This is a genomic window from Dietzia aerolata (assembly GCF_014144865.1).
In the GTDB taxonomy this organism is placed as follows: domain Bacteria; phylum Actinomycetota; class Actinomycetes; order Mycobacteriales; family Mycobacteriaceae; genus Dietzia; species Dietzia aerolata.
The window spans coordinates 1-18,611 of record NZ_JAALDM010000032.1 but is presented as its reverse complement, the minus strand read 5'-3'; the positions used below and the strand labels follow the sequence as shown (position 1 = coordinate 18,611).

Sequence of the window (18,611 nt, the reverse complement as noted above, 5' to 3'; positions counted from 1 at the left end):
TCACTGGCCCCCTTCGGACGCCGGGGTCATGGGCCAGCCCTTGATCCCCGGGACTGTTCCGGGCACCGGGATGGACTGCTTCAACTCCCCCTGGAGGATTCCCATCGGCAAGTCTGGATTGTCCGCCCGAAGCTGCGCATTGCGCTCCGGCGCGAGTGCCTCACATGCCTCGATGTCGGCGCGACGGAGGTTGTCGAGCTCGTGGAACATCTCATTGCCCGGATTCAGCCGGCCCAGCTTCATGAGCGTGCACAGGAGGCCGGCGGGATTCTGCTTCTCCAGAATGTTCGCGCGCATCGACAGGGTGCCGGACTCGGAGTCGTAGGCGTTGATGAGGTTGGCCAGCGCCAGCGGTGCGGTGAGGAGGATCTCCTCGATGTCCTCACGCTGGTCCGCCGTGATCTGGCTGATGGTGGCCAGTCGATCGGCGTTGCTCCTGATCACGTCCTGATTGTCACGCACGAGCCGCGCGACGTCGGCGAGCGCGTAGCTCAGTTCCGCGAGCGCGCCCTGCAGGTTCTCACGCTGTCCGGCCACGGTCGCGTTGAACGTCGCCATCTGCGAGTTGAAGTTCCGGACCTGGGCGTCGTTCTCCGCCAGCATGGTGACGAAGGACTGAAGGTTGACCACCGTCTCGCTGATGTCCTGACTGGAATCGGCGAGGGTGGTGGCGGCCGTGGACAGCTCGTCGATCGAGCGTCCGAGCGCCGCACCGTTTTCTCCGAGCGTGTCTGCGGACGAGGCCAGGAAACGGTCCAGTGAACCGTCCTTGTTGGCGCCGTCCGGCCCGAGGGCCTCGGTGAGTTCCTGAACCGACGAGTACAGCTTGTCGACCTCGACAGGTGTCGCGGTGCGATCGAGCGGAATGTGCGCGCCGGATTCCATTTTCGGACCGCCGGAGTAGGCCGGGACGATCTGGACCGTGCGGTCGGGGATGACCGACGGGGTGACCTGGACGGCCTTGGCGTCGGCGGGGATCTCGATCCCGCGGTCGACGTGCAACTTCACCTCGACGGTGTCGCCCATCGGGGTGACCTCGTCGACGGATCCGACGGTCACGCCGAGGATCCGCACGTCGGTGCCCTTGGAGATACCGACGGCCGACGGGAAGGTCGCCGTGATGGTGGTCCGACCCATGCGCGTCACCGCGACGTAGATGACCGAGACGATGGCGACGACGACGACGAGGATCAGTGCCAGTAGCCAGTAAGGAAGCTTCTTGTGCATCAGTTGATCCCACTCAGTCGTGCGGGGGTACGGGCACCCGGGTAGAAGGGCGGCTCAGGCGCGCCAGGCGGAAGCAGGTTGGTAACCACGGAGTCGAACCACCGGCCCGTGCCCAGCATGTTGGCGTACAGCCGGTAGAACGGGGCGAGATTGTGGATCGACTTCTTCAGTTGTTCTTCGTGGTCGGTGAGGATTCTCAGCGTCGAATCAAGACTGTCCAGTGTCGGTCCGAACTCTGCCTCGTTCTCGGCCACGAGGATCCGGAGCTCAGCGGACAGTCCGCGAGTGGCGGCCAGGACGAGCTTGAGGCTCTCCGAACGTGCGTTGAGCTCGCCGAGCAGCTGGCCGGTTCCCGTGATGAGGCGACGGAAGTCGTCATTGCGTTCCGCCAGGATCTCGGAGCTCGTCCGGGTGGCCTCGAGAAGCTGTCGCAGTTCCTCGTCGCGACTGGAAATGGTCTGCGAGAGTCGGCTGACCCCGTCAACGGCGCTGCGGAATTCCTCGGGCGAGGCTTCCATCGCATCGGTGAGGGTGTCGAGGCTCTCTGCGAGTTTGGCATCGTCGATCTCGTCGAGGGTCTCGGCTGCCGAGGAGAACGCGGTCACGACGTCGTACGGGGCCACGGTCCGCTCGAGCGGAATGGGGTCATCGCGGTCCAGCTCGTTGTTGCCCGCGGGTGTCAGTGCGAGGAACTTCTGGCCGAGCACAGACTTGATCTGGATGCTGGCCCGGGTGTCGTCGCCGAGCCACACGTCCTTGGCGCGGAACCCGACGGCGACCTTGTCACCGTCGAGCTCCACTTCGGTGACCACGCCGACCTTCACCCCGGCGACACGGACCTCGTTGCCGTCGCTGAGGCCGGCCGCTTCCGAGAAGTAGGCCTTGTATTTAGGTCCGGCACCCACGATCGGTATCGCGTCGAGCATGAACGACCCGATGGTCAGGGCGAGGATCACCACGATGCCGACGGCACCGATCAGTGCGTTGGAGAACCGGGGTTCCCCTGCCTTTTTCTTACTCACGGGATCCCCCCTTCATGGCACCGAGGTGCGGAGTTCGTGTACAGGACGTGGTTGACGGTGGGACCGCCGGTTGGCAGCAGGTTCGGCACGTTGTTGCCCGGGCCGGAGACGATGTCGGCGCCACACAGATAGAACTGGAACCAGGACCCGAACGAACCCATTCGAATGAGGTTGTCGGTCTTGACCGGCATGTTGTGCAGGACTTCGCTCACCTTGGACTCGTTGGCATTGAAGTCATCGGTCACCTTCTTGAGGTGATCGAGGGACTCCGTGACGCTCGGCCTGGTCGCGACGACGATGTTCTCCGCGGCCGAGGTGAGATCGGCCATCGACTCGATCGAACTGCCGACCGCGTCACGTTCCTGGGCGAGTCCCTCGACCAGTTGCCGGGTCGTCACCACGAGTTGCTGGAACTGGACGTCCCGTTCATTGATCGTCTGCAGCACCTGGGTGAGGTTGTCGATGACCTCACCGATCACCTGGTCGCGGTCAGCGAGGTGGTTGGTCAGCTGCGCGGTCTGCTGGACCAGGCTGGTGACGGTTCCACCCTCGCCCTGGAGCACCTTGACCAGGGAGTCCGCCAACTGATTGACGTCTTCCGGCTGCAACGTGGTGAACAGCGGGCGGAATCCGTTGAACAGCGCGGTCAGATCGACGGCCGGTGTGGTCTTGTCGATCGGGATCGTGGATCCTTCCGGGATCTCCGGCTGGACCGGTCCCGGGACCCGCGCGATATTCATGTACCGCTGGCCGATCATGTTTCGGAACCGCAACGTGAGGTGGACGTTCTCCGGCAGTGTGCGTTCACCGGACAGGGTGAAGTCCACCTTGGCCTTGTCCCGGTCGTACACCTCGAAGCCCGTCACGTGTCCCACCACGACTCCGGCGATCCGGACATCGTCACCCTCTTCCACCATGGTGGCGTCGGAGAAGATGGCGGAATACTCAGTTCCCTCGTCGCGGGTACCACCGCGGATCGTGGTCGCGAGGATCATGCTGAGAATGACCGTCACCACCACGAAGACGGTCAGCTTGATGAACGAGCTGAGTAGTCCCCCGCGGAAAAGTGCCTTGAGTTTCGCGTTCATCCGAAGGCCACCTCCGTCCCGCGAAGTGCGGGGGCGCCTACGGCGCCGACCCAGCCGGGGATCTCATCGGCGTCACGTGAGGCCGCGATGCCATAGACCGTGCGGACAGTGTCGGTCTCGAGCGGCGACCCGGCATAGGCCATCTCCATGGCGTCGTTCTCCTGTCCGGCTGTCACCGTTGACGGGAACGGCCGGTTCGGCTGCTCGGGAACGGCGCGGCCGGGGGCCTCGGGCACAGATCCACGAGTGCGCATGCTCGGCACGGGGCCGTCCTCAAGCAGCGGGTTGGGCAGGGTCGCGACGAATTCCGGACCGGGGTTGCGGGTCGGCGGCTGGTACGAGCCGTCGGCCACCGCACCGCCGGGCGCCGAACCGAAGTAATAGGGCTCCTGGACCGGGTCGTAGCACCGCGGACCACGGGTGTCGAAGAATCGGGGCTCATCCTGGTTCGGAACGTAGCGTCCCTTGGGGTTGATGACCTCGATCGTCACGCGGATCCCCGGGTTGGGTGTGCCCACACCGAGAATGTCATCGGACCTGCCGAGTGCTGTCTTGAAGTGCTCGACCGTGCAGGGAAGTGCCGGCACGTACTCGGCCAGCGCCTCCAGGGAGCGTCGCGAGTTGATCGACAGGTCGATCAGGTCGTCGCGGTTGTTGGCGAGGAAGCTCGTCGCCGCCTCGGATCCTGAACTGATCCGCTGGAGTCCGTCAGCGATGTCGGTGCGTCGCTGAATCACCGTGTCACTGGTCGTGCGGAGTGCGTCGAGCGCGTGGATCAGGTCGGGGACTGCCTCGGCGTAGGTCTGGGAGAACGTCGCCAAATCCTGAAGTCCTGACTCGAGTGCGGGCATCTCCTGGGAAATGCCGTCGAAGACCTGCCCGATGTCGACCAGGCTCGCTCCGATCTCGTCACCGCGACCGGCCAGTGCCTGGTTGATGGCACCGAGTGTTCCGGCGAGCTTCTCCGGCGGCACGGCTTCGAGCACGGGCAGGAGCCCGTCGAGAACGCGGCCGAGTTCGGTGGCATTACCCCTCTCGTCCTGTTCGATCGTGGTGCCGGCCTCCAACGTGCCGACCGGCTGATCCGGGAACCCGAGAGAGACATAGCGCTCACCGAAGAGCGTCTTGGGCAGCATCCGGCCGGTGATGTTCGACGGCAGCTGGTCCATGTAGGCGGGATCGAACTCCATGTCGACGCGCACCTGATCGCCCTCGGGCTGGACACCGGCAACGCGACCGACCAGCACTCCCCTGGCCTTGATATCGGCGTCGTTCGGAAGGGTGAACGCCATCTCGTCGGTGTACATCGTGACACTGTCGGACGTGGTGAACGCGCGGTTGTAGATGGCGACGGTGACGCCGACGAACGCGACCACGATGACGATGAACAGCGTGGCCAGCAGTCGCTTCTTGGTCTTGGACATCTCGTTCATCCGGCCACCCGCACAGTCGTGGTCGTGCCCCAGAGGGCGAGTCCGACGAAGAAGTTGAGGATGGCCACCACGACGATCGTCGTCCGGACCGCGCGGCCCACGGCGACACCGACTCCCGCGGGACCGCCGGAGGCGGTGAACCCGTAGAAGCAGTGGATCATCACCAGCACGAACGCGAAGATGATCACCTTGATGAACGAATATATGACGTCTTCAGGTGGCAGGAAGAGATGGAAATAGTGGTCGAATGAGCCCGTCGATTGACCTTGCACCATCGTGTTAACCCCTCGGGTCGCCAGATACGACGCCAGGAGTCCGACCACGTAGAGCGGGATAACCGCGATGAAGCCGGCGATGATCCGTGTGGTGACCAGATACGGGACGCTCGGGATCGCCATCACTTCCAGTGCGTCGATCTCCTCGGAGATCCGCATGGCGCCCAGCTGAGCGGTGAATCCACATCCGACGGTGGCCGACAGTGCGAGGGCCGCCACGACCGGGGCCACCTCACGGGTGTTGACGTACGCCGAGAGGAAGCCGGTGAGGACCGAGCTGCCGATCTGGTCCAGGGCAGCGTAGCCCTGCAGACCGACGACGACGCCGGTGAAACCACTCATCATGACGATGACGCCGATGGTGCCGCCGAGAACGGCGAGCACGCCGACGCCGAAGGTCACCTCTGCGATGAGCCGGAGGACCTCGTGACGGTAGTGGACGAGGGTCTGCGGAATCCAGCCGATCGCGCGTAGGTGGAAGGCGAGTTGGTCGCCCAGCGAGTCGAACGAGGAAATGGGGCCACGGACCAGGGCCCGCAGCCTGGCCCGGCCGGGCCCGACATCGGTATGAATCGCCATTTACGACCCCTTCGGCGGAACGATCTGCAGGTACATCGCCGTGAGGATCAGGTTGGCGAAGAACAGCAGGAGGAAGGTCACGACCACGCCCAGGTTGACGGCGTCACCGACGCCCTTGGGCCCACCCTTGGGGTTCATGCCGCAATAGGAGGCCACGACGCCGGCGATCAACCCGAAGACCAGAGCCTTGATCGACGCCATGATGAAGTCCGGCAGCTGTGCGAGAGCACCGAACGACATGAGGTAGGCGCCTGGGGTGCCGCCCTGCAGGAGGATGTTGAACACGTACCCGCCGGAGATTCCGACGATCGAGACGAGTCCGTTGAGCAGCACCGCCACCAGCATCATTCCGAGCACGCGCGGCACGACGAGACGCTGCACCGGATCAATGCCGAGCACGCGCATCGCGTCGAGCTCCTCACGGATGCTGCGGGCACCGAGGTCCGCAGCGACCGCGGAGCCCGCGGCGCCGGCGATGAGCAGCGAGGTCACCAGTGGCGCACCCTGCTGAACGACCGCCAGGACGCCTGTCGCGCCCGTGTACGCCTCAGCACCCAGCTGCTGAACGAGTGAGCCGGTCTGCATGGCCACGACCGCTCCGAACGGGATCGCGACGAGCGCAGACGGAAGGATCGTTACAGACGCGATGAACCAGGACTGCTCGATGAACTCGCGGAACTGGAACGGCCGCTTGAATATCCCCCTGAGCACCTCGAGGAACAGTCGGAACACCGCACCGGCCTGGCCGATCGCGGTCCGTATCCCCCCGCCCATATCAGCGGCGGAGAGTCCGACCTTCTCCTCTGGCTGTCGGGTTGCACCCTCCGCCATTTATTCTCCCCCCGGTCCTTGTAAGTGACTCAGCGCTCCGCAGAACCATAGTGGTCGTCGAGTCCCGCACCGGAGGCGGAGTCTCCACTGGCCCCGGCGGCCGCTCCCGCGGGGACCGCACCGGGGGTCGAGCCGTTGCCGTGACCGCGGGCGGCCCACTCCTCGCGGATGGCGGACTGCGCCTCCGGAGGCAAGGTGTCGAGCATCTCGGCGACGCGCTTCTCGCGCCGCAGTTCGCCCTGGCGCACCGGGCCGCCCGGGGTGGGCTGCATCTGGGCCGGAACTCCGCGGAGCTCGTCTTCGCCCGGGGAGCCGTCGTTGTGCCCCGCCTCGGCCTGCTCGAGCTCCGCCCGCATCTGGGCGTCGTCCTTCTCCTCCGACATGCCGATGGGGCCGAGTTTGGAACCACGGAGGAACTGCCGCACCGACGGTTCCTCGCTGGTGAGCAGAACCTCACGGGGGCCGAACATGACGAGGCGCTTGCGGTAGAGCATGCCCAGGTTGTCCGGGACCGTACGGGCGAGGTTGATGTTGTGCGTCACGATGAGGATTGTGGCATCGATCTGCGCGTTGATGTCGATGAGGAGCTGCGCGAGATAGGTCGTACGAACCGGGTCCAGACCGGAGTCCGGCTCGTCGACGAGGATGATCTCGGGGTCCAGCACGAGCGCTCTCGCGAGGCCGGCGCGTTTACGCATACCACCGGAGATCTCGCCGGGGAGCTTGCCCTCGGCCCCCATCAGGCCGGTCAGCTCGAGCTTCTCCATGACGATGTTGCGGATCTCGGACTCCGACTTGCGCGTGTGCTCCCGCAGCGGGAACGCGACATTGTCGTAGAGGTCCATCGAGCCGAACAGGGCCCCGTCCTGGAAGAGGACGCCGAACAGCTTACGAACCTCGTAGAGCTCCTTGGCGGTGCACTGGAGGATGTCGGTGCCGTCGATGATGATCTTGCCGCGCTCAGGCCTCAGGAGGCCGATCAGCGACTTGAGAAAGACCGACTTACCTGTACCCGAGGGGCCGAGCAGAGCACTGACCTCTCCCTCGGGAAGGGTGAACGTAACGTCCTCCCAGATCTTCTGTGAGCCGAAAGACTTGGTCAGTCCTTCGACGGAAACCTCGACACCCACGTCAGCACTCCTCACTTCAGCCCGCGTTTGTGGCCACGGTCACTGTAAACTACCGCTCGCCGAATGTGCTTTGTTACATGCCCATCTGATCCGTTACTAAGCGAGATCGCATCGGCTGGGTCGGTGCAAATCGCGCCATCGAAGGGGGCGAACCGGCTCCAGAGATGCCGCAGGGGCGGCCCGACAATACTGTCGGACCGCCCCTGACGAGCGGTGGTGCGTCAGCTCACTTGAGCGAGACGGAGGCACCGGCCTCCTCGAGCTTGGTCTTGGCGGCCTCGGCGGCCTCCTTGTCGACCTTCTCCAGCAGAGCCTTGGGAGCGGACTCGACGAGGTCCTTGGCCTCCTTGAGGCCCAGGCCCGAGACGATCTCGCGGACGACCTTGATCACGCCGATCTTCTTGTCGCCGGCCGACTCGAGGACGACGTCGAACTCGTCCTGCTCGGCAGCACCGGCGTCGCCGCCGGCAGCCGGGGCACCGGCGGCCGCGACGGCAACCGGAGCAGCAGCGGTGACCTCGAAGGTCTCCTCGAACAGCTTCACGAACTCGGACAGCTCGAGAAGGGTCATCTCCTTGAAGGCCTCGAGGAGCTCGTCGTTGCTGAGCTTCGCCATGGTGGCGTCCTTTCGTTGTGTCCCGGCGCCGTCAAGCGGCCCGGAAGCGTGTGGGGTTTGTCAGTTCTTCTTGTCCTGGAGGGCGCCGAACAGACGTGCCAGCTGCGAGGCGGGCGCGTTGAACAGGCCGGCGGCCTTGGTCTGGTTGCCCTTGAGGGCACCGGCCAGCTTCGCGAGCAGGACCTCGCGGGACTCGAGATCGGCGATCTTCTCAAGGTCGGTGGCGGACAGCGGGGCGCCGTCCATGATGCCGCCCTTGATGACGAGCGCCTTGTTGTCCTTGGCGAAGGTCTTGAGCGCCTTGGCGGCATCCACGACCTCGCCGGTGACGAACGCGATGGCGGTGGGGCCGGACAGAAGGTCATCGAGACCCTCGACGCCGGCTTCCGCTGCCGCGCGCTTGACCAGGGTGTTCTTGGCCACGGTGTACGTGGCGCCTTCACCCAGTGCCTTACGCAGTTCGGTCACCTGCGGAACGGAGAGTCCGCGGTACTCGGTGACCACAGCGGTCGTGGAGCTCTGGAAGTGCTCCTTGATCTCCGCAACGGCCTCGACCTTGGCGGGCTTTGCCATGTTTCGCCTCCTTTCTGCTTCGTCTCGCCCGAGAGAAACACGAACGCCCCGTGCGCAGGGGGCACGGGGCGTGGAGGCTCGGCCGCACCCCGGAGGGGCGGCAGTTGTATCCAACGCTGACCGGTGTTCTCCTGCGCGGGCCGTCCGAGCGCTCTCGGACCCTTCGACCGCCCCCGGCGGGAGCGGCGACCTGCGGTCTTCGGTGAAACTTGATCAGACACCCGGCGACACAGGTCCGTCGGGCATTCAAACTTCGGTGACCAGAATAGAGGCACTTGCCGCGCCTACCAAATCGGCTGGCACGTGGGAATGGCGGGCCGGTCCGGATTCTGACAGATTGGTGCAGTGGCCCCATCCTCATCCCGTGTCGCTGTCGTCTACAACCCGATCAAAGTAGGCGCCGACGAGATCCGTCGACGTGTCGAGAGCCGAGCCTCGCGCCATGGGTGGACCGACCCCGTGTTCTACGAGACCACCGAGGCCGATCCGGGGACCGGGCAGGCGGCCGACGCCGTAGCCGAAGGGGTCGGGCTGGTGATCGCCTGCGGCGGGGACGGCACGATCCGGTCCGTCGCGCAGGGCCTGATCGGCAGCTCCATCCCCATGGGCGTCGTCCCCCTGGGAACCGGCAACTTGTTGGCCCGCAACCTCGATATCCCGCTGGATGCGGTCGACCGGGCCCTGTACGTCGCGATGAGCGGCCGGACCCGGTCCATCGACCTGGGCGAGGTCAGATACACGGACGGCGACGGTCGCACGCATGACGACGTGTTCCTGGTGATGCTCGGGGCGGGCATGGACGCCGACATGATCGCCGGCACAGACGATCAACTCAAGAAGCGGGTGGGGTGGCTGGCGTACGTCGGCGCGTTCGCCAACACGCTGCTGCGGGGGCACCGGATCAAGGTCGAGTACGCGCTCGACGACGGCGAGTCCACCTACGCCAAAGCCCGGACCCTGCTGGTGGCGAACTGCGGCATGCTCCAGGGCGGCATGGTGCTCCTGCCGGCCGCGGTGATCGACGACGGCCAGCTGGATGTCATGGCGCTGCGCGCGAAAGGCGTTCTCGAGTGGACCCAGGCCGGAGCCGTTCTGGCCCAGCACACGGTTCGGCACCGGGTTCGGTCGATCCGCGGTTCGGGCACTCCGCCCGAGGAGCGGGAGTATCGCCGGAATCCGCCGGTGGATTTCCGCCAGGGGGTGGGAATGCACGCCCGGATCCTCGAGAAGCCGGCGTCGTTCCAGATCGATGGCGAGGATTGCGGCACGGTGACCGAATTCAATGCCCGGATCAAGAACCGGGGCCTGATGGTCCGGGTCGCGCTCTGACCGCGCCAGCCGCAGTCGAGTCAGACATCCAACCTGCGTCAGTCGTCCCGCCTGAGCAGGAGAGCTAGGACGTCGTGGATCTCCTCCACGCTGGGCACGGGGAGGGCGGATCGCCCGTAGACGAACCCGATCCCGGCGTAGACGAGCACGCCGGACCTGATCCTCGCCTCCCGTTCGGAGAACCCCAGCTCCGCGAAGGCGTCGTGCACGACGCGCAGGATCCGTCGATCCAACTCGCCCACCGCTTCGGCGACCGTCTCGTCCGCGCGAGCCCATTCGCGGATCGCCGCCTCGCCCTCCCAGGCGCGGGACTCGACCAGCATCGCGCTCATGGTCTCGAGTCGCTGATCGGGCGGCATCTCCTCCATCGTCACCAGCCCGCGTGCGGAATCCATCTCCTGGGAGAAGTACAGCCTGGCGATCGCGGCCATGAGGGCGTCGAAGTCGTCGAAATGCCAGTAGAAACTGCCCTTGGTCACGCCAAAATGGGCGCACAGGCGGCTGATCTTGACCGCCGAACGCCCCTCCGTCATCAGCAGGTCCAGGCCCGCCCGGGCCCAATCGTCCGCCGAGAGCCGGCCGGTCCTGGCAGTGGCGGGGCGGGCGGTCCATCCGGTGCCCTGGGTCATGTGGACACACCACCTGGTCCGCCCTCGTGGCCGTGTCGAGTCGTCATCCTGTTGACCTTACGTCGCCTCGAGCACGTCGAGGACCAGAGCGCGCGAGGCGGGGTCGCGGCCGAGTTCTCCGTGCCAGGCGGGAAGCCCACCGTCCGGTGGCGGGACGACGTGCAGCGCGACTGGCGGGGGCGACTGTTCGAGCGGCGGGTGGACGAGCAGGTCCGTGGCGGTCGCGATGTCCGTGTACTCGACACCGGGGCTACGGATTCCCTCGCGGTGCAACGTCTCGAGTAGCTCCGAGCCCCGCACGGCCTCGCGGCAGCCCTCGCAGAGCGGGTCCATCCAGGTCTTCTCCCAGGCCAGGATCGCCTCGAACGTCCCGAGCTCGCGACTGAGGTCCTCGATGTCCGCGATCCCGAGCACGTTGGTGCCGTTCCACACCGGCCCCAGGGTGATCAGGTGGCTGACCCTGTCGGCGGCGCGGGAGTCAGGGCCGGGGTGGGTGGCGGCGCGGGAATCAGGGGCGGGTTCGGAATCGGGTGCGGTGCCGGTGGTCGCGAGCTGGAGCGCCCGCTGGACGACGAGTGCGCCCATCCCCTTGGCGACGACGACGACATCGTCACCGGCCCGAGTGTGAACGTCGACGGAGGGACCGGACTCTGCTCGATCCGGTTCGGTCGGCAACCAGGCCCGGGCCACGGCCAGATCCATCGCGGCGGACTCCACACCGGTGAGACCACCGACAGGCAACGGGACGTCGCCGGGCCGGGGGTTGCCCCAGACGTGCCGGACCGGACACCATCCGGCCCGCTCGAGGTCCGCGGCCAGGGGATCCCAGGAGTCGACGGTCTCGGCGAGATCGTGCACGAGCAGCACGCCCGGGCCGTCGCAGTCCGGCGCCCCTTGCCCCAGCGCTCGTGGGGCGGCCTCTCGTTGAGCAGCCTCCCGGAGGGCGACCTCTCGTGTGGCCACCTCTCGTGGGGCGACCCCTCGTGCGGCCGCCTCCGGCACCGAAATCACGGCAGCCGCGACGGCGATGAGCACCGAGCCGAGAAGCACCACCGCGCCCGATCGTTCCACCGGACATGCAGGACGCCCCTGGCCGGTTCCCGTCATCTCCGCACTCACTTTCCGGCGACTGCGCGCCGTGTTGTCGTCGTCGTCCTCGTCTTGTGGCTTTTCCCGGCCCCCTCCGGCCACCTCCCCGAGAATCACCACCAAACCATACCGTAGGGTACTGTGACTCGCGTCATAGAGATCTGGAGGCGTAATGAACGGTGACGGCGCAGGTCGGCGAGGCCCGGCACTCACACGACGGCGGCTGCTCGGTACCGCGGCGGGGGTCGCGGGGATGGGGATCGTCGGCGCGACGATCACACGCGCCGAGGGCGGACCGGGGTTCGGGTCATCGGGCGATTCGCCCCTGCTGTTCCACTCCCCCGACCTCGAGCCGTACGTCGACGAACTGCCGCGCCCGCAGGTCCTCACCGGCGAGGCGATCGACCTCGCGGCCCGGACCGGCTCCCACCGGTTCCACCGCGACCTGCCCACCGCGATGACCCTCGGGTACGGCACGGCCGGCTACCTCGGGCCGACCATCGAGGCGCACAGCGGCGTCCGGACCACCCTGACCTTCCGCAACGAGATCACCGCGCACCCACACGCCGCGGACATCGACACGAGCCTCCACGGCCTCGACGAGTCCGTCCGGACCACGGTCCCCACGTCACTCCACCTCCACGGCGCCGTCACCGAGCCCGCCAGCGACGGCCACCCCGAGCAGCTCTCCCTGCCCGGACAGGGCCACGTCCACCACTTCGACAACCGCCAGGACGCCACGGGCCTCTGGTATCACGACCACGCCATGCCGATCACACGGCTCAACGTCTACGGCGGACTGGCCGGCGGCTACCTCCTGCGCGACCAGTGGGACACCGGCCTGCCCGACAACCCCCTGGGCCTGCCTGCCGGCGAGTACGAACTCCCGCTGATCATGCAGGAGAAGATCATGAACGCCGACGGCTCGGCGTCCATGCGTTCCACCCCGATCGTCCCGCAGGGCCACTGGGAGGGCGGCGCCGTGGGCGACGTCGGCGTGGTCAACGGCAAGATCTGGCCCACCGCCGAGGTCGCCCGTGGTCTCTACCGACTACGCATGGTCAACGCCGCCTCGTTCTCCAACTGGATCCTGCACCTGTCCAAGCCGCTGGACATGTGGGTCATCGGCATGGAGGGCGGCCTCATGCCCGCGCCGGCCAAGGTCGAGAGGTTCCGCCTCGCGCCCGGCGAACGCGCGGACGTCCTCGTCGACTTCTCGACACTCGAACCGGGCGAGACCGTGGAACTGCTCAACGCCGAACCCGCCGCGCCCCAGGCCGCCCAGATCGGCGCCCGGCGGCTGCCCAACCTCATGCGGTTCCGCGCCACCACCGCCCGCGGCCACGGCGGCCCCATCCCCGCCACCCTTCGCGGCGGCGCACTGCAGCCCGCGGCACTCGCCCCGCTCGCCCGCCCCTCGGCAGTGCGCAACGTCTCGCTCAGCCAGCCCAGCGACCTGCGGATCCCGCCGTCCATGATGAGCCTGAACAACCTGCGGTGGACCACCGACCAGATCGAGATGCCCCGCCAGGGCTCGCTCGAGATGTGGAACATCGTCAACGCCACCCCGGACCCGCACCCGATCCACATCCACCTGGTGCACTTCCGCGTCCTCGGACGGCAGGCCATCAACACCCTCGCCATGGCCGCCCACCACCCGCAGCCGCCGACGGGGATCAAGTGGACCCCCGACCCGGACCCGTACGTGGTGGGCCCGGTACGTCAGCCCGAACCGTGGGAGGCCGGGATGAAGGACACGGTGATCGCCGATCCCAACTCGGTCACCCGGATCCTCATCTACTTCCCCACCGCCGACGAGCTCGGATTCGACCCCGACGCCACGTTCCCCGCCGCGGTCACCCTCCCCGGCGACGTGGCCGGTCACGGGGCGGACGTCGCGTACGGCGACCACGGTGGCCCGGACCCCCACGGGGCGGCCCCCGGCATCGACCGGTTCGGTGGCGACTACATCGGGTCCATCGCCCCGCCCGCCGCCCACCACCGCAGCGACACGCTGCAGGGATACGTGTGGCACTGCCACATCCTCGACCACGAGGACCACGACATGATGCTCCCCTACAGGACGGTGACCTGACATGCCCGCCGCACCCGAGACCACCGACGCCTTCCAACGCATCCCCTACGAGCCGGCAACAGACGGCCGTATCGAGATGCACTCCGGGCTCTCACGCCACTACCCGACACTGCATGCCAACCTCGTCGAGATACCGGGCTCGTCCCGGCGACGCGGCGTGGTGATGTGCCACCCCGCCTCCAACTTCCTCAGCCACTTCCTGCTCGCCGCCCTGGCCCGCGCCGGCCAACCGGCGATGGGCCTCAACACGCGCTACGCCAACAACGAACCGGCGCTGCAGATGGAACGCGCCGCCTCCGACCTCGGCACCGGGATCCGGTGGATGCGCGAGGAACTCGGCTTCGACGAGGTGGTTCTGCTCGGCTTCTCCGGCGGCGGCTCACTGGCCACCTTCCACCAGTCCCGCGCCGAGGGACCCGACGCCGCCGACGCGGTCATGCTCGTCGGTGCCCACCCCGGCCGCGCACGAGTACTACGCCACTGGATCGACCCGTCCGTCACCGACGAGGATGACCCGTGGTCCGTCGACCCCGAACTCGACCTCTACGCCCCCGGCCGCACCGCACCGCTGGACCGGGACTTCGTCGCCCGCTACCGCGAGGCCCAGGCCGAACGGATGCGTCGGATCGACCGTCGGGCCCTGGAAGCCCTGGAGCGACTCGACCGCGAAGGCGGGTCCGACCGGGGCTTCGTGGTCCACCGCACCACCGCCGACCCGCGCTTCGTCGACCTCACCCTCGACCCGAGCGACCGCGAAGCGGGCTCGATGTACGGGGATCCCGAGGCCGCCAACACCGCCGCGGGCGGCCTGGCGCGGTTCGTCACCGCCCGCAGCTGGCTCAGCACCTGGAGCACCGAGCACAGCGCGGCCGACGCGCTCACCGACCTGCCCCGCATCACCGACCCGACCCTGGTGATGAGCCTGCTCGGCGACCAGGCCGCCTTCGCCGAGGACTCCCGGCTCATGGCGGCGGCGTCCGCCGATCCGCACGTCGAACTGGTGGAGATGCGCCACCTCAACCACTACCTGGTCGACCAGCCCGAGGGACTGGAGCAGGTGATCGCCCGCCTCCTCGACTGGATGGACCGCCGGCTCGGCGCCGATCCCACACCCGCAACCGCAACCGACGCACCCCGCCACGAGGGAGGACAGTCATGACCCGCACCAACCCCGACTCAGTGACCATCGACGTGGACGGGACGGTGGGCATCCGTGCCGACCGCCCGGCCGTACCCGAGGGGGTGCGCTGCCCGACCCGCTTCGCCTACTGGGAGGGGCGCGAGAACCCGACGTTCCAGAAGCTGCGCTCCGCGGTGCTCAGGGTGACCGGCTTCGACCTGCTGCCCACCGACGAGCAGGCCGCCGCCGTGTGTGAGGACCTGTTCTCCGGCGACCCCGTGGCCGAGCGGTTCGTGGACGAGGTCTACCACGGTGAGACGGGACCCAAGGAGACCCGGCGGATGCTGGACCAGGCCCTGACCGACGGGATCGACTCGCTCGGACACGTCCCCGACTCGATGCGGGAGTTGTTCGCCGAGTTCGAGACGGTGCCCGACTGGGTCGACCCCGCGCTCATCGAGGAGGGCGCAGCGATCTGGCGCCGCTGGGGCACCATGCTCTTCAGCTTCGCCGGCGCCGAGACCCTGGAGATCTACACCGAGTCCGCTGTCGCGACCCCGCTGTCCCTGGCAGGTGGTTACGCCGGCGACAACGCCCTGCGCCGCTTCCTGGAGACCTGCCGGTTCTGGATCGACGTCTCCGAGCCCGGCGCACTGCTGCGCCCCGGCTCACAGGGCCGCGCCACCGCGATGAAGGTGCGGGTCATGCACGTCTCCGTCCGCTCCCGCGTCGCCTCCCACGGCGAATGGGACATCGAGAAGTGGGGACTGCCCATCAGTCAGACCTACATGGTCCTCACGCTCATCGCAGGATCGGTCACCCCGGGACTCGCGCTCTGGGTGCTCGGCTACCAGACCAGCCCCCGCGAGATCCGCGCCCTGATCCACTTCCAGAAGTACATGGGCCACCTGCTCGGGGTTCGCATGAAGTGGTACCCGGAGACGATCGGCGACAGCGTCCGCATGCTGCTGATGACCATCCTGTCGCGCTCCCATGACTCCGGTGAGCACGGCCGGGAACTCATCGAGTCCTACCCGAAGGCCTTCGCCCCGCGCGACGGCCACACCGGCCTGCAGCGACTGCGCGAGCACTACAACTTCCGCATCAACAGTGTCTACTCGGCGTTGTTCATGGCCCCCGGCACCCGCCGGAACTACCGGATGCCCGCCGCCCTCCCGTGGGCGCTCATCCCCGTGGTTCGGTTCCCGCTCATCTCCGCAGTCGAGGTGGCCCGCCGGGTCCCGCCCCTCGGCCGCCTGCACGAACGCGTCATGTGCTGGCACCGCGAGAACTGGTACAAGGCCCAGATGGCCGGGCGCGAGGCCGCCTTCGACGCCTCCGGCGCCCTGCGGCGATGACCCACTGAGCCCAGCGCCGCAGACCCGCTGGATCGTCGACCGAACAGACCACCCGAACCCCAGCCAGCCCCGAGAAAGAGATACCGATGACCCTGCTGCAAGGACCGTCCCTGAACATCGTCGAAGCGTGGAACGGCCCCGGCCGCCGCGACGGCGAGATCACCGAGGTCACCCTCGCCGACAACGCCGCCCACCTCGACAAGGACAAGCAGGCCTTCGAGCACTGGTACTTCGACGCCCACCTCGACGACGGCCGGATCGTCGTGGTGATGCTGCAGAGCCGCGAACTGGTCCGCCGCAAGCCGGGCGTGGAGATCCACCTCTACACCCCTGACGGGAAGCGCCGGGAGTCCAACCGCCACCACACCGATGCCGAGATGACCGTCTCCACCGAGAAGGTCGACGTGCAGATCGCCCACCACAGCGCGGTGCTGGTCGACGTGGTCGACGGGCTGCCCGTCTACCGGGTCAAGGCCCAGCAGGACGGGATCGGCGTGGACCTGACCTTCCACGCCGAGGTGCCGCCGTGGATGCCCGGCAGGGGCCAGACCAAGTACACCCAGCGCGAGTACTTCGCCTGGTGCGTCGGGGCGCCGCGCGCCCGGGTCGAGGGCACCGTCACCGTCGACGGCACCACCGACCAGGTGTCGGGGCGCGGCTACCACGACCACAACTGGGGCGTCGGCGACATGAAGCGCATCATCTCCAAGTGGTACTGGGGGCGCCTCTACACCGACGAACTCTCGCTGATCTACGCGATGGTCGAGACCACCGAACGCTACGGCTCGCACTGGTCTCAGCCGATCATGGTGGCCCGCGGCCGCGAGGTCCTGCTGTCCGAGGGCGAGGTGGAGATCACCGAGGGCCCCACGGTGTTCAACCCGATCGCCGACCGGTCCTACCCGTCCTTCCTGCGACTGCAGGTGCCCGGCAAGATCGACCTCACCCTCACCCCGAAGGAGATCGTCCACGCCCACGACCTGCTCTCCGACATCCCGGTGGCGGGCCGCCCGCCGCTGAACAAGCTGGTCAAGAAGCTCGTGGGCCACCCCGGGTACTTCCGGTTCCGCTCGGATTTCGAGCTCACCCTGACCCTCGACGGTCAGGAGGAGAAGCACACCGGCCAGACCCTCCACGAGATGGTGGCCCTCTCGTGACCGCGGTCCCGCAGCTGGACTACCAGCACGGGTTCGCCGGCCACCACCAGACCGAGGCGGAGGCCGGGGCGCTACCGAAACGCCAGAACTCCCCACAGCACGCCCCGCTGGGCCTGTACGCCGAGCAGCACTCCGGCAGCGCGTTCACCGAACCGCGGGAGGTCAACCGGCGGAGCTGGAGCTACCGGATCCGGCCGTCGGTGGCGCACACCGCGTTCCGCGAGCGCCCCGAGCGGATCGGATGGGAATCCGCGCCGCTGGCCGGCGGGATCACCTCCCCCAACCGGCTGCGGTGGAACCCGCCACCGGTGCCCGCCGCCGGAGTCGATTTCCTCGACGGCATCCGCACGTTCGCCACCTGCGGGGACGTCGCCCAGCGCACGGGGGTGGGGATCCACTGGTACACGGCGTCCGCCTCCATGACGGACCGCTACATGGTGGACGCGGACGGCGAACTGCTCATCGTGCCCCAGACCGGACCACTGCTGGTGCTCACCGAGTTCGGCCGCCTGACCGTCTCCCCCGGCGAGTTCGCCGTGGTGAACCGGGGCGTGCGGTTCCGCGTCGAGCTGATCGGCAGCCACGCGGCCGGATATGTGCTGGAGAACTACGGCGCCACGCTCACCCTGCCGGAGCTGGGACCGATCGGCGCGAACGGTCTGGCCGACGCCCGCCACTTCCGCTACCCGGTGGCCTGGTACGAGGACCGCGAGGAGCCGGTGGAACTGTGGCAGCGCTTCGGCGGCCGCTGGTGGTCCGTCGAGCTGGACCACTCCCCGCTCGACATCGTGGCCTGGCACGGCAACCACGCCGCGTACGTCTTCGACCTCGACGATTTCTGCCCACTCAACACCGCCCTGTGGGACCACCCGGACCCGTCCGTGTTCACCGTGCTCACCTCACCCGGCCCACGGCCGGGCCAGCCGAACATGGACTTCGCGGTCTTCGGTGACCGGTGGGTGGTGGCCGAGGACACCTATCGGCCCCCGCACTTCCACCGCAACCAGATGTCAGAGTTCATGGGGCTCGTGCGGGGCTCCCACGACTCCAAGGCGGAGGG

At 67.6% G+C, this 18,611-nt stretch carries 17 protein-coding genes; 6 read left to right on the top strand and 11 right to left on the bottom strand.

Annotated features, from left to right (window positions below):
- The 9 genes from G6016_RS02515 to rplJ all read right to left on the bottom strand — a co-directional run bounded on the left by G6016_RS02515 (window position 1) and on the right by rplJ (window position 8,774).
- Window positions 1-1,227 carry an MCE family protein gene (locus G6016_RS02515; RefSeq protein ID WP_182631133.1) on the bottom strand — a complete coding sequence of 409 codons (1,227 nt, stop codon included), beginning with the start codon at window positions 1,225-1,227 and terminating at the stop codon, window positions 1-3.
- Window positions 1,227-2,249 carry an MCE family protein gene (locus G6016_RS02510; protein WP_182631132.1) on the bottom strand — a complete coding sequence of 341 codons (1,023 nt, stop codon included), beginning with the start codon at window positions 2,247-2,249 and terminating at the stop codon, window positions 1,227-1,229. Before G6016_RS02510 ends, G6016_RS02515 begins: the two co-directional genes overlap by 1 nt.
- Entirely contained in the window at window positions 2,246-3,337 is a 1,092-nt protein-coding gene (locus G6016_RS02505) for an MCE family protein (protein ID WP_182631131.1), read from the bottom strand. The genes G6016_RS02510 and G6016_RS02505 overlap by 4 nt, the downstream gene beginning before the upstream one ends.
- Complete coding sequence (locus G6016_RS02500) at window positions 3,334-4,770, bottom strand: MCE family protein (RefSeq protein ID WP_182631130.1); 1,437 nt, start codon at window positions 4,768-4,770, stop codon at window positions 3,334-3,336. Before G6016_RS02500 ends, G6016_RS02505 begins: the two co-directional genes overlap by 4 nt.
- A complete protein-coding gene (locus G6016_RS02495) occupies window positions 4,767-5,624 on the bottom strand; it encodes an MlaE family ABC transporter permease (protein WP_182631129.1) in 858 nt (285 codons plus the stop codon). Before G6016_RS02495 ends, G6016_RS02500 begins: the two co-directional genes overlap by 4 nt.
- Entirely contained in the window at window positions 5,625-6,398 is a 774-nt protein-coding gene (locus G6016_RS02490; RefSeq protein WP_182631144.1) for an MlaE family ABC transporter permease, read from the bottom strand.
- Window positions 6,399-6,484: 86 nt separating this feature from the next.
- On the bottom strand, window positions 6,485-7,585 hold the full coding sequence (locus G6016_RS02485) for an ATP-binding cassette domain-containing protein (protein WP_182631128.1): 1,101 nt from the start codon (window positions 7,583-7,585) through the stop codon (window positions 6,485-6,487).
- A gap of 226 nt (window positions 7,586-7,811) precedes the next feature.
- Window positions 7,812-8,201, bottom strand: a complete 390-nt coding sequence (rplL, locus tag G6016_RS02480) for a 50S ribosomal protein L7/L12 (protein WP_182631127.1) — start codon at window positions 8,199-8,201, stop codon at window positions 7,812-7,814.
- 60 nt (window positions 8,202-8,261) lie between these two features.
- Window positions 8,262-8,774 (bottom strand): 50S ribosomal protein L10, encoded by a 513-nt coding sequence (gene rplJ / locus G6016_RS02475; RefSeq protein ID WP_182631126.1) that lies wholly within the window; start codon window positions 8,772-8,774, stop codon window positions 8,262-8,264.
- 345 nt (window positions 8,775-9,119) lie between these two features.
- Here rplJ and G6016_RS17630 point away from each other — a divergent pair, with 345 nt between their 5' ends.
- Window positions 9,120-10,103 (top strand): diacylglycerol kinase family protein, encoded by a 984-nt coding sequence (locus G6016_RS17630; protein WP_182631125.1) that lies wholly within the window; start codon window positions 9,120-9,122, stop codon window positions 10,101-10,103.
- Between the two features lie 38 nt (window positions 10,104-10,141).
- Here the strand turns inward: G6016_RS17630 and G6016_RS02465 are convergent, their stop codons facing one another.
- Together G6016_RS02465 and G6016_RS02460 are read right to left on the bottom strand one after the other, a co-directional pair.
- The gene (locus tag G6016_RS02465) at window positions 10,142-10,732 is read right to left on the bottom strand and encodes a TetR/AcrR family transcriptional regulator (RefSeq protein WP_182631124.1); all 591 of its coding nucleotides are present in this window, start codon (window positions 10,730-10,732) and stop codon (window positions 10,142-10,144) included.
- Between the two features lie 57 nt (window positions 10,733-10,789).
- Complete coding sequence (locus G6016_RS02460) at window positions 10,790-11,941, bottom strand: alpha/beta fold hydrolase (protein WP_182631123.1); 1,152 nt, start codon at window positions 11,939-11,941, stop codon at window positions 10,790-10,792.
- Window positions 11,942-11,993: 52 nt separating this feature from the next.
- Between G6016_RS02460 and G6016_RS02455 the strand changes: the two genes are divergently transcribed.
- From G6016_RS02455 to G6016_RS02435, 5 genes are all read left to right on the top strand, one after another.
- Window positions 11,994-13,916, top strand: a complete 1,923-nt coding sequence (locus G6016_RS02455; protein ID WP_241729678.1) for a multicopper oxidase family protein — start codon at window positions 11,994-11,996, stop codon at window positions 13,914-13,916.
- Between the two features lies 1 nt (window position 13,917).
- The gene (locus tag G6016_RS02450; RefSeq protein WP_182631122.1) at window positions 13,918-15,075 is read left to right on the top strand and encodes an alpha/beta hydrolase family protein; all 1,158 of its coding nucleotides are present in this window, start codon (window positions 13,918-13,920) and stop codon (window positions 15,073-15,075) included.
- On the top strand, window positions 15,072-16,394 hold the full coding sequence (locus G6016_RS02445; RefSeq protein WP_182631121.1) for an oxygenase MpaB family protein: 1,323 nt from the start codon (window positions 15,072-15,074) through the stop codon (window positions 16,392-16,394). The genes G6016_RS02450 and G6016_RS02445 overlap by 4 nt, the downstream gene beginning before the upstream one ends.
- An 86-nt stretch (window positions 16,395-16,480) precedes the next feature.
- On the top strand, window positions 16,481-17,551 hold the full coding sequence (locus G6016_RS02440; RefSeq protein ID WP_182631120.1) for a lipocalin-like domain-containing protein: 1,071 nt from the start codon (window positions 16,481-16,483) through the stop codon (window positions 17,549-17,551).
- The coding region (locus G6016_RS02435; protein ID WP_182631119.1) for a homogentisate 1,2-dioxygenase at window positions 17,548-18,611 on the top strand (1,064 nt) is incomplete at its 3' end. The genes G6016_RS02440 and G6016_RS02435, both read left to right, overlap by 4 nt.

Coding starts and splice junctions, on each gene's coding strand:
- G6016_RS02495 (WP_182631129.1), bottom strand. CDS start 5,624: ATGGCGATTCATACCGATGTCGGGCCCGGCCGGGCCAGGCTGCGGGCC.
- rplL (WP_182631127.1), bottom strand. CDS start 8,201: ATGGCGAAGCTCAGCAACGACGAGCTCCTCGAGGCCTTCAAGGAGATG.
- G6016_RS02455 (WP_241729678.1), top strand. CDS start 11,994: ATGAACGGTGACGGCGCAGGTCGGCGAGGCCCGGCACTCACACGACGG.
- G6016_RS02500 (WP_182631130.1), bottom strand. CDS start 4,770: ATGAACGAGATGTCCAAGACCAAGAAGCGACTGCTGGCCACGCTGTTC.
- G6016_RS02445 (WP_182631121.1), top strand. CDS start 15,072: ATGACCCGCACCAACCCCGACTCAGTGACCATCGACGTGGACGGGACG.
- G6016_RS02450 (WP_182631122.1), top strand. CDS start 13,918: ATGCCCGCCGCACCCGAGACCACCGACGCCTTCCAACGCATCCCCTAC.
- G6016_RS02440 (WP_182631120.1), top strand. CDS start 16,481: ATGACCCTGCTGCAAGGACCGTCCCTGAACATCGTCGAAGCGTGGAAC.
- G6016_RS02490 (WP_182631144.1), bottom strand. CDS start 6,398: ATGGGCGGGGGGATACGGACCGCGATCGGCCAGGCCGGTGCGGTGTTC.
- G6016_RS02505 (WP_182631131.1), bottom strand. CDS start 3,337: ATGAACGCGAAACTCAAGGCACTTTTCCGCGGGGGACTACTCAGCTCG.
- G6016_RS02465 (WP_182631124.1), bottom strand. CDS start 10,732: ATGACCCAGGGCACCGGATGGACCGCCCGCCCCGCCACTGCCAGGACC.
- G6016_RS02515 (WP_182631133.1), bottom strand. CDS start 1,227: ATGCACAAGAAGCTTCCTTACTGGCTACTGGCACTGATCCTCGTCGTC.
- rplJ (WP_182631126.1), bottom strand. CDS start 8,774: ATGGCAAAGCCCGCCAAGGTCGAGGCCGTTGCGGAGATCAAGGAGCAC.